At 71.1% G+C, this 10,384-nt stretch carries 6 protein-coding genes; 5 read left to right on the top strand and 1 reads right to left on the bottom strand.

Features of this window, described 5'->3' with window-relative positions; translation table 11 throughout:
- Positions 1-307 precede the first annotated feature (307 nt).
- Both VGP60_RS37500 and erm read left to right on the top strand, forming a co-directional pair.
- Entirely contained in the window at positions 308-4,699 is a 4,392-nt protein-coding gene (locus tag VGP60_RS37500) for an AAA domain-containing protein (protein WP_327552966.1), read from the top strand.
- Between the two features lie 187 nt (positions 4,700-4,886).
- Complete coding sequence (gene erm, locus VGP60_RS37495) at positions 4,887-5,660, top strand: 23S ribosomal RNA methyltransferase Erm (RefSeq protein ID WP_327552965.1); 774 nt, start codon at positions 4,887-4,889, stop codon at positions 5,658-5,660.
- A gap of 60 nt (positions 5,661-5,720) precedes the next feature.
- On the opposite strand, the gene VGP60_RS37490 is transcribed toward erm, so the two are convergent.
- Positions 5,721-6,707 carry a quinone oxidoreductase family protein gene (locus VGP60_RS37490; protein ID WP_327552964.1) on the bottom strand — a complete coding sequence of 329 codons (987 nt, stop codon included), beginning with the start codon at positions 6,705-6,707 and terminating at the stop codon, positions 5,721-5,723.
- Between the two features lie 99 nt (positions 6,708-6,806).
- Here VGP60_RS37490 and VGP60_RS37485 point away from each other — a divergent pair, with 99 nt between their 5' ends.
- The 3 genes from VGP60_RS37485 (at position 6,807) to secD (ending at position 10,350) form a co-directional block, all read left to right on the top strand.
- The gene (locus VGP60_RS37485) at positions 6,807-7,478 is read left to right on the top strand and encodes a TetR family transcriptional regulator (RefSeq protein WP_327552963.1); all 672 of its coding nucleotides are present in this window, start codon (positions 6,807-6,809) and stop codon (positions 7,476-7,478) included.
- A 136-nt stretch (positions 7,479-7,614) separates the two neighbouring features.
- Positions 7,615-7,980, top strand: a complete 366-nt coding sequence (locus VGP60_RS37480) for a hypothetical protein (protein WP_327552962.1) — start codon at positions 7,615-7,617, stop codon at positions 7,978-7,980.
- A gap of 99 nt (positions 7,981-8,079) precedes the next feature.
- Positions 8,080-10,350, top strand: coding sequence for a protein translocase subunit SecD (gene secD / locus VGP60_RS37475; protein WP_327552961.1), 2,271 nt, complete (start codon positions 8,080-8,082; stop codon positions 10,348-10,350).
- The last annotated feature ends 34 nt before the right edge of the window (positions 10,351-10,384 follow it).

Below are 10,384 nucleotides of genomic sequence, written 5' to 3'. Positions count from 1 at the left end.
CCACCCACCCTGCCGCGCCCGGGCACCCGGTAGCCTGCGCGGTGACCTACCTCGCCGAGCCCGCGATGGCGGCCGCGTACGCCCGCATCGAGCGGCTGCTCGGCGATTCTCCCGCCACCACCTGAGCCCGCGGCACATCGGCCACATGGGGCACATCTCGTCAGCGGCCGATTACATATCGTGTATGAAAAGTCGCCCCGGGTAGTACATTTCGGCAGCTTTGGCGAGCGTGGCTTGCTTGGGTGCCCGGGCGTACTGGACTCTGTCGTCTGCCCGTCCACAGGTGGGGGATGGCGATAGGGACCCGATGCGCCCGAACGACCCGAACGTCCGCCGTGAGGCGACCAAGCTCGTCCAGTACCTCCGTGACATGGCCGCCCCCGCGCGTGCGGACGTCGTCGACCTCGGCGAGTTCGAGCGATGCTGGTGGCTGGCCGGGCTGCCCGACGGCGTGCGCTCGCGCGCCCGGCCCGGCCGCGACGGCGATCTCCTGACCGTCGACCAGGTCCGCCTGCCCGCGCCACCGCCTTGTCCGTGGCCGCTTCACGAGCACGTCGACGAGCGGCAGTGGACCGACCACCTGGTCGCCGAGGTGACGTTGTCGCCGGACCTGCTGGCCGTCGTCGTCGATCCCGCCGCCGGTACGCCGCTGAAGCGGACCTATCTGGAGGCCGCGGCGGCCCGCCGTGAGTGGCTGGGGAGGGTCGACGTGCTCCTCCCCCGCCGGGACTTCTACGACGAGTTCCGGCGGCTCGCCCGCCGACTGTCCACACAGGACGACGAGTACGAGCTCGTGCTGTGCTCCGGCCTGGTTTCCGGCGTCGACGACCGCGGGCGGCGGATCCGGCGGCACCTGCTCGTCAAACGGCTGTTCGTCCGCATCGACGCCGCGCGGTCCGCGGTGACGATCGGTCCCGACGACGACTCCCCGCCGCGGCTGGAGGACCGCCGGTTCCTCATGGGCGTGCTCGGGGAGAGACTCGGGCTCGCCGACGCCATCCGCGGCGACGTCGAGAACTCCGAACTGGTGCCCACGGAAGACGGCGTCCACAAATGGCTCTCCGAGTGGACGAGCCTGCTCCTCCCCGAAGCGCCGCCGTTCGACCCCGCCGTCGTACCGCCTGACGCCGGGGAAACGGGACCGCTCCGGGTTTCCGCGTCCCCCGCGCTGATCCTGCGGCGGCGCGACCGGTCCGGCGTCGCCAGGTTCTACGACCGGATCCTCGACCAGCTCCGTGACCCCGACACCGCGGTGCCGCAGGGCATGGCGCAGATCGTGCGCACGCTCACCCCTGACGAGCGGCGAGGCTGGCTCGAAGCGGCGACCGGACGGCGGACGGACGTGCTCAGCGAGGATCCGCTGTTCCCGCGCGAACACAACGCCGAGCAGCGACGGGTACTCGGCGTCGTGCGCGCGGACAACGGCGCGGTGGTGCAGGGCCCGCCCGGCACCGGCAAGACCCACACGATCGCGAATCTCACCGTGGCACTGCTCGCCGACGGCCTGCGGGTACTGGTGGTCAGCCAGCGGGAACAGCCGCTACGAGTACTGCGGGGCATGCTGCCGCCCGGTATCCGGGACCTGTGTGTCTCGCTGGTCGGCGCCGAACACGACGGGACCAGCGAGCTGGAGGCGAGTGTGCGGGCGATGGCCGCACGCGTCGTGGACACCGATCCCGGCGAGGCCACCGCGGCCATGGAACGGCGTATCGGCGCCCAGCGCGCGGTCGCGGAGATCGAAATCGAGCTGGCCTTGGTGCGCCAGACCGAGCACACCGACCATCCGCCGGTCGCACCCGGCTACCAGGGCCGGCTCGCGCAGATCGCGCAGCAGGTTTCGGCACGGCGGGACCGGTTCGGCTGGTTCCCGGCCTTGCCGCCGTCCGCCGCCGTGCGGTGCCCGCTCTCGGTGACAGAGCTCCGTCAGTTGCTGTCGCTGGTCAACGAGCATCCGAGCGGTCCGGTACGGGCCGACGAGTTCGTGCCCCGCGCCGAACGGATCGACTCCCCCGCCGACATCGAGACGATCCTGAGCGCGATGGTCGAACCCGCCGCCGGTCCGGAGGTCGACAAGCTCGCCAGGGCGCTGGCCGCGGTGCCGCCGCCCGAACTCGACGGCTGGCGCGAGACGACCGCCCAGGTGCTCAAGTTCGCCCACTACTTCAACCAGATCGCCGCCACCGCCGCCACCGGTCACCCCACGCGAGCGTGGCTCGGCCGGGTGGTCGAAGACCTGCTCGCCGGGCGCAACGCGGGTGCCTGGCGCGACCTGCGGGGTACCGCCCACACCGCCGACGGGTTGTCGGCCCGGTCCCGTAACCCGGTGCTCCAGGACGTGCGGGTCATCGATCGCGACCTCGTCTCCGTGAAGTCCCTGCGGGACCAGGCCGCGACCCTGGTGCAGGGCCTGCGGGACGGCCGGTCGGTGCGCCGCCGCTTCCTCGGCACCGACACCGGCTTCGGCCGCGCCACCCAGCTGGTGCGGGAACGCTGCCGGTACCGCCACGACGAGCCCCGCACCCAGGCCGCCGCGGAGGCGGTGCACGAACTCCTCGACGTCCTCGCCGGCGTCGTCGAACTCGATCACATCTGGGGTTTCGTCGCGCCCACCCGGAAGGTGAGCTCCGCGCCGGGACAGCTGCTGAACTGGCTGATCGAGGCCGAGCGGCATCTGCCGCGGCTACTGAAGCTGGACAACTGTGTCTCCGCGATGTCCGCCGCGCTGGCCACCCGCGGGGTACTGGCCGTTCTGTCCACTTTGGAGCATTGGCAGACCCTGTCGGACGCGATCGAGCTGACCCAGCACCGGATCCGGGCCGGTCAGCACGAGCAGCACCACACCGCGGTGCTCCGGCGGTGGGAGAGCGCCGAGGGCCGCCCGGACGCCGCGCCGGAGGTCGCCGCGATCCGCCGGGCGCTTCACGAGCGCGACATCGACGCGTACCGGGCCGCCGCGCACGATCTCACCCGTGCGCGGGTGACGGTGGCGAGCCACCGGACACTGTGGACACTGCAGAACCGGCTGCGCGCCGAGCATCCCGGACTCGACGACCAGCTCCGCGCCACCGCCGGCGACACGGCGTGGGACAGGCGGCTTTCGGAGATCGAGCAGGCCTGGTCGTGGGCGGTCGCCGAGCGGTTCGTCCGGCGGCAGTACCGGCCCGGGCTGGACACGCAGCGCGAAGCCGATCTCGCCGCGGCGAAAACGGCGTTGCGGACCGCGACCGGTGAGTTCGCCACCGCACTAGCCTGGCAGCACTGCCTGCGCACGATGACACCCGGGGCGCGGCGTGCTTTGGCGAGCTTCGAGTACTTCGCCCGGAAAAAGGGCGGTGCCCACACCGCGGAGTACCGCAGAGCCGCGCGCTCGGCGATCGCCCAAGCCAAGACCGCGGTCCCGGCCTGGGTACTGCCGATCGGCCGGGTCGCCGAGCTGTTTTCCGCCGCTCCCAACAGTTTCGACGTCGTGATCGTCGACGAAGCCAGCCAGGCCGGGCTGACGTCGTTGTTCCTGCTGTGGCTGGCGCCGCGGGTCATCGTCGTCGGCGACGACAAGCAGTGCACGCCCACCAGCAGCCCGCGCAACCTCGTCGACGCGCTGGCGCGGCTGCGCGCGGACTTCCCCGCCGTGCCCGACCACGTGCGGAAGTTCCTGCTGCCCAACGGGAATCTGTACAGCATCCTCGGCAGCGCCTTCCCGTCCGTCATCCGCCTGCGGGAGCACTTCCGCTGTATGCCGGAGATCATTTCCTGGCCGTCGAGGGAGTTCTACGACAACGAACTGGTCCCGCTGCGGCAGCACGGCGTGGACCGGCTGGCCCCCGTGCGGATCGGGCAGGTGCCCGGCGGAGGCGTGGAAGGGGCGAACGACGGCCTGACCAACCGGATCGAAGCCGAGCACATCGTCGACACGCTCGCCGCCTGCCTGGAGGATCCGGCCTACGACGGCAAGACGTTCGGCATCATCGCGCTGCAGAGCCGCGCGCAGGTCGACCTGATCGAAAAGCTGGTGCTGCGGCGGATTCCCGACGAGGAGATCGACCGCCGGGACATCGCGGTCGGGCTGGCGCCGAACTTCCAGGGCGACGAGCGGCACGTCATGTTCGTCTCCACCGTCGTCGCCGGGCGGGTCCGCCAGATGCGGCAGAGCACCAGCTACAAGCAGCGGCTCAACGTGGCCGTCAGCCGGGCGCGCGACCAGCTCTGGGTCATCACCTCCTTGGCGCCGGAAGACCTCGGCAGCGACGACCTGCGGCACCGGATGCTCAGCCACTACCGCGACGGCGAGGAGCGGCGGCGTCCGGCTCTTCCCGTCGACCAGATTCCCACCACCGTGCTGCGCGAGCCGTTCACTTCCCTGTTCGCCCAACAGGTCTACCGCGCGATCCGGGCCCGCGGCTACGACGCCGACGCGCGGGTCACCGTCGGGAACCGGCGGCTCGACATCGTCGTACGCGGCAGTGAAAGCTCCGTCGCGGTCGTGTGTGACGAGTTCACCGGCCTGAGCGCGCGGCACCAGCACGCCCAGGACAGGGCGCTGCGCGAACTGCGGCGCGCGCACTGGCCGTTCTGCCGGGTCGCGCACAGCCAGTTCGTCCTGGATCCCGAGGACGCGCTGACGCCGGTGTGGCAGACCCTCGCCGAACACGGCATCCAGCCCGCGGACACCACCGCCGAGACCGAGCCGAAAGGCGCCTGAAAAACCGGAGGCGGACGGGCCCGCGACGCTGCTACCGTCCGCCACATGGGTGTCTTCGCCATGATCAGGATCCGCTGCAGCTAGCGGCGGTCCTGACCACTTTCGTTCAGCGCCACCGCATCCCGGTCCTCAGCCGGTGCGGCGCTTCGTGCTGCCCGGCTCCTCACCGCAGCAGTGGAGCACACCCATGTATCCCCATCCGACCGGTGGCCGGCACGAGCTCGGCCAGAACTTCCTCACCGACCGCGCCACCATCGCGGCCATCTGCGCGGCCGCCGGCAACGGCCCTGGAGCGATCGTCGAGCTCGGGTCCGGCGACGGAGCGCTCACCCTCCCGCTGAGCCGGCTCGGCAGGCCGATCACCGCCGTCGAACTCGACCGGCGGCGCGCCGACCGGCTCGACCGACGGACCGGCGAAGACGTCACCGTGGTCCACGGCGACCTCCTGCGCCACGAACTCCCCCGCGTGCCGCACACCATCGTCGGCAACATCCCCTTCCACCTCACCACCGCGACCCTGCGGCGGATCCTCGGGCAGTCGCACTGGCACACCGCCGTCCTGGTGGTGCAGTGGGAGGTCGCCCGGCGCCGGGCGGGTATCGGCGGAGCGTCGCAGCTCACCGCCGCGTGGTGGCCGTGGTACGACTTCGAAGTCCTGTCCCGGGTGCCCGCCCGCGCGTTCCGGCCCGTGCCGTCGGTCGACGGCGGGGTACTCGCGATCACCCGCCGGGCCGAGCCGCTGGTCCGCGAACGCGCCCGCTACCAGGATTTCGTCAGACAGGTGTTCACCGGACGCGGTCACGGACTCGGCCAGATCCTGCCTCGCACCGGGCGGATCGGCCGGGCGGACGCGGCAACCTGGTTGCGCGCCAACGGAATCCGGGCCGACGCGCTGCCCAAGCAGCTCACCGCCGAGCACTGGGCGTCGTTGTGGACCGTGACCGCGCTCAGCCGGAGATAGTCGCCGGCTCCCTTGGTGGGGGTCGTGAGTGGCAACGAGTGTTAGAACACTCGTTGCCACTCACGAGGGCGTCAGCAGGATCCGCCCGCCGACCGACCCGTTTTCGAGGCGGCGGTGGGCCTCGACGGCTTCGGCCAGCGGCAGGGTCTGGGTGTGAAGGTCGACCAGGCCCTGTCCGATGACTTTCAGCGCGGCTTCGACGGCGGGACGGACCTGTTCGGGGTGGGCGGGCAGGTAGTACCCGATCGAGAAGCCGAGCAGGGCGAGATTGCCGCCCCACAGGGCGTTGGTGTCCACAGTGTGCTGCCAGTCACCGCTGCCGTTGCCCACCAGCAGCATCCGGCCCAGCGGCGCCATCACCCGGAGGCTGTCGGTGCGCACCTGGCCGCCGACCGGGTCGATGACCACGTCGAAGCGCTGGTCGCCGAGCGCGTCGACAAGGTCTTCGCTCGCCACGACCTCGTCGTACGGCACCGAAGAGGCTCGCGCGGCGGCCAGCGAGCCACGGCGCGCGGTACCGACCACGCTCGAGGCACCGAGACTGCGGGCCACGCCCGGGAACACCGAGGCCAGCCCGCCCAAGGCGCCGTGCACCAGCACCCGTTCGCCCGGTTGCAGGTGGGCCACCCCGGTGAGCGCCAGATAGGCGGTGACGGCGTTGGGCAGTGCCGCCACGGCCAGCGCCGGATCCACCCCGGTGCCCTCCAGGCTCGCGGTCATCGCCGCGTCGACGACGGCCACGGAGGCGTACGCGCCTTCCGCGCCGGTGCCCGAAGTCGTCACCACCGGCTCCCCGATCCGGAACCCGTCCACTCCTTCGCCCAGCGCGCGGATGGTGCCCGCCACTTCGAGGCCGGGCACATACGGCGGCTGCGGCAGGCCCGCCCGATCCTTGTACAGGCCTTGCCGGATGTAGACGTCGATCAGGCCGACGGCGGCATGACTGACGTCGATCGCCACCTGACCGGGCCCGGGAACGGGATCCGGCAACTCGGTGAGTTCGAAAACCTCAGGCTCCCCGAAACGCGTGACCACTGCGGCGTGCATGACTGCTTCCCCCCTTCGTCATTAACGCATTGTGATTGCGTTAGGGCCACGCTAGCACGCTTCGGGATTTAACGCACGCAGGGTGCGCTACGATGGGGTATGCACCAGCGAGCCCGCTCCCAGGAGGCCAAGCTCCGCCGCGCCGAAGACCTCCTCGACGCCGCGCGGGTACTGGCCACCGAACTCGGCGGGGTCCGCCATCTGACCCTCGCGGCCGTGACCGAAGCCGCCGGCCTGCACCCGTCCGCGGTCCGGCGCTACTTCGCCAGCAAGGAAGAACTCCTGCTCGAGCTCGCCGAGCGTGGCTGGAACCAATGGCGCGACGCCCTCTCCGCGCGTCTCGCCGGCACCCGCGATCTCGGGCCGCGTGAGGTCGCCGCCGAAGTGAGCACGACCATCGCCGGGCTGCCGTTGTTCTGCGACCTGCTCACGCACGTACCGCTGAGCCTCGAAGGCGACGTCGGCATCGAGCGCGCGCGGCGGTACAAGACCAACTCGTTCGCGGCCTTCGACGTCATCGTCGACACTCTCGTCACCGCCGGCGCCATGACCGCCGGGCAGGTGCAGGACCTGCTCGCGGCGGCACTGGGCCTCACCGCCAACCTCTGGCAGCTGTCCCACCCCACCGCCACGCTCGCCGAGCTCTACGTCCAGGAACCCCGCTGGGGTCATGCCGCGCTCGACTTCGAAGGCCGCCTTACCCGCCTCCTGCAGGCCACCGCCGTCGGCCTCACCGCCGCTGCCGTCCCGGTCGGCGAACGGTCAGCCTGAGCCGTCCTGAGCCGCCGCCTCGGGCTGGCGGTGAACGTGACCGGGTGCCACACCGCGTGGAACCTTCCTTGTCCTCGTCTGGGTGACCGCCTGACCCTGCTGTGACGGTAGGGTGGCCGGAAACCGAGGGGGTGGGATGGAAGAGCGGCGCGGGCCAGTGCGGGTGATGATGGCGCTGCTGCTCGCCGTCCTGTTGTCCACCTCCCTCGTGCCCGCGCAGCTGGCGACGCATGAGAACTCGATGTCGGTGGCGGAAAACCACCATGCCGACTGGTATTCGACCGACCTCGACGGCGTCGAGAGCACTCCCCCGGCGACCTCCCATCGGTGGGTGGGTTCCAGCCTGCCCGCTCAGCCGTTCGCGTTGCTGCCGCCCGAAAACGCGACTCCCGCACCGGCTGTCGCCGTCGAGCGGCGCAACGATGGGGCACCTGTTCCCGTCGCGCACCAAAGCAGGCCCGCTCAAGGCCGCGCTCCCCCGTCCCAGCAGACGGATCGGTAACCACCAGCCCGCGTTTCGCTGTGCTGTCACCACTTCCCGCGCGCGGGAAGATCCCTGCTGAGGAGAACGTCTTTGTCGCGCCCTGAAAGAAGAAGAGGAATGCTCGCCCAGGTGCTGGTCTGCCTGGGCATGGCCATCGCGTGCGCTTATCTGCTGCTGACCACCGCGCCCCGGCTGGGCCTGGATCTGCGCGGCGGCACGCAGATCGTGTTGCAGGCCAAGGATTCGCCGACTGTCACCGCCGACGCCGAGGCGACCGATCGGGCGCTGGAAGTACTGCGCCGACGAGTCGACGCGCTGGGCGTCTCGGAACCGATGCTGGCCCGGTCCGGGGAGAACCGGATCGTCGTCGAACTGCCCGGGGTGCAGGATCCCCAGGAAGCCGTCGAGGTGATCGGAAAGACCGCCCAGCTCACCTTCCACAACGTCGAAGGGGTCGAAACCCCTGGCGCCCCACCACCGAGCGGGAACCAACGGATTCTGCCGGACGAAGCCGGAACCCAGTTGCGCCTCGGGCCGCCCGCGCTCACCGGCGACGGCGTCGAGCAGGCACGGCACGGGACCAACCCGCAGGTCGGGCCGGGCTGGTTCGTCTCGGTCGAGTTCACCGGTCCGGCCGCGAGCAGCTGGGAACAGCTGACCGGGCGCGCCGCCTGTGCCGCACCGGGTGCGCCGGAACGGCGGGTGGCGATCGTGCTCGACGACCGCGTGGTTTCCTCGCCCCAGGTAGACCGGCAGATCCGGTGCGGGGTGGGCATCACCGGCGGCAGCACCAACATCACCGGGCAGTTCAGCCAAGCCGAGGCCAAGGACCTGGTGCTGCTGATCAGCGCGGGCGCCCTGCCGGTGCCGGTCGAGATCATCGAGCAGCGGACCGTCGGGCCGACGCTGGGTTCCGACGCGATCGAGGCCAGCGCCTGGGCGTCGATCATCGGGCTGGCGCTCACCGCGCTGTTCCTGCTGGTCGTCTACCGGTTCGCCGGGCTCATCTCGGTCCTCGCGCTGCTCGGGTACGCGGTGATCTCCTACGCCGCACTGCTCGCCGTCGGCGCCACCCTCACCATGCCCGGGCTCGCCGGGTTCGTGCTCGCCATCGGCATGGCAGTCGACGCGACCGTGCTGGTTTTCGAGCGGACACGCGAAGAACACGCGAAGAATCCCCACGGTTCGATGGTCCGGGCCGTCGACCGCGGCTACCGGGGCGCGATGTCGGCGATCGTCGACTCCAACATCACCACCCTGCTCGCCGCCGGCCTGCTGTTCTGGCTGGCTTCCGGCCCGGTGCGCGGGTTCGGTGTCACACTCACGATCGGTGTGCTCGCGGCGTTGCTGACTTCGCTGGTGGTGACGCGGCTCCTGCTGCGCATCGGTCTCCGGGGTACCTCGCCACGGTGGATCCGGGCGAGCGGGCTCGCCCGCGACGGACGGGTGCGACGCTGGGTCGACCGCCGGAATCCCGGTTTCCTGTCACGTCCCGGTCGCTGGCTTGCGGCGGCGGCGCTGACGGTCGGCATCGGCGCGGCCGGGGTCGCGCTCGTGGGCCCGGACTTCGGCGTGGAGTTCACCGGCGGCCAGGTGCTCGAGTACCGCACTTCGTCCACAGTGGACATCGGTGAGATCCGGACCGCGGTGGGGGACGCGGGTTTCCCGCGGGCGGTCGTGCAGTCGTCGGGCGACGCGCTGGTGTCGGTCCGCACCGAACCAGTCGATCAGGCGGGCGTCGAACGCATCCGGACGGCCGTCGCCGACGTCGCCGGCCAGGCGCAACAGGTGCGCGACGAGCGGATCGGGCCGAGCCTGGGCGCCGAACTGCGGGCGAAGGCGTTCCTCGCGCTCGGACTCGCGGTGCTGGCGCAGCTGCTGTACCTGGCGATCCGGTTCGACTGGCGGCTCGGTGTCGCCACGGTGGTCGCGCTGGCGCAGGACGTCGTCATCGTGCTGGGCGTGTTCACCTGGCTCGGGAAATCGTTCGACGGCGTGTTCCTCGCCGCGCTGCTCACGGTGATCGGCTACTCGGTCAACGACTCCGTGGTGGTGTTCGACCGCGTTCGGGAGCTTCGCCACGAGAAGCCGCGGGAACCGTTCGCGCGGGTCGTCGGATCGGCGGTCCTGCAGACGTTGCCGCGCACGGTGAACACCGGTATCGGCGTGCTGCTCGTGTTGGGAGCGCTGCTGTTCCTCGGCGACGGTTCGCTCGCCGACTTCGCCCTGGCGCTCATCCTGGGCCTGGTCGCCGGCACCGTGTCCACTGTGGCCACCGCGGGCCCGGTGGCGATCCTGCTCGACAACCGCTGGCCCGGCGCCGGGAAATCCCGTCGCCGTCGTGCGGCACCGAGTAAGGCGCGCAACGACCACGGAGCCGTGGTCTAGGAGTTGTGGTCTAGGAGTTGTGGGGGGGGGGGGG

Origin of the sequence: Amycolatopsis sp., assembly GCF_036008905.1 — a bacterium.
In the GTDB taxonomy this organism is placed as follows: domain Bacteria; phylum Actinomycetota; class Actinomycetes; order Mycobacteriales; family Pseudonocardiaceae; genus Amycolatopsis.
Note: the sequence above shows the minus strand (reverse complement) of the source record. Positions and strands in the feature narration are given on the sequence as shown.

Bases quoted from the DNA above. Each gene is read 5' to 3' on its own strand.
- VGP60_RS37485 (WP_327552963.1), top strand. From the start codon at position 6,807: ATGCACCAGCGAGCCCGCTCCCAGGAGGCCAAGCTCCGCCGCGCCGAA.
- VGP60_RS37480 (WP_327552962.1), top strand. From the start codon at position 7,615: ATGGAAGAGCGGCGCGGGCCAGTGCGGGTGATGATGGCGCTGCTGCTC.
- erm (WP_327552965.1), top strand. From the start codon at position 4,887: ATGTATCCCCATCCGACCGGTGGCCGGCACGAGCTCGGCCAGAACTTC.
- VGP60_RS37500 (WP_327552966.1), top strand. From the start codon at position 308: ATGCGCCCGAACGACCCGAACGTCCGCCGTGAGGCGACCAAGCTCGTC.
- VGP60_RS37490 (WP_327552964.1), bottom strand. From the start codon at position 6,707: ATGCACGCCGCAGTGGTCACGCGTTTCGGGGAGCCTGAGGTTTTCGAA.
- secD (WP_327552961.1), top strand. From the start codon at position 8,080: ATGCTCGCCCAGGTGCTGGTCTGCCTGGGCATGGCCATCGCGTGCGCT.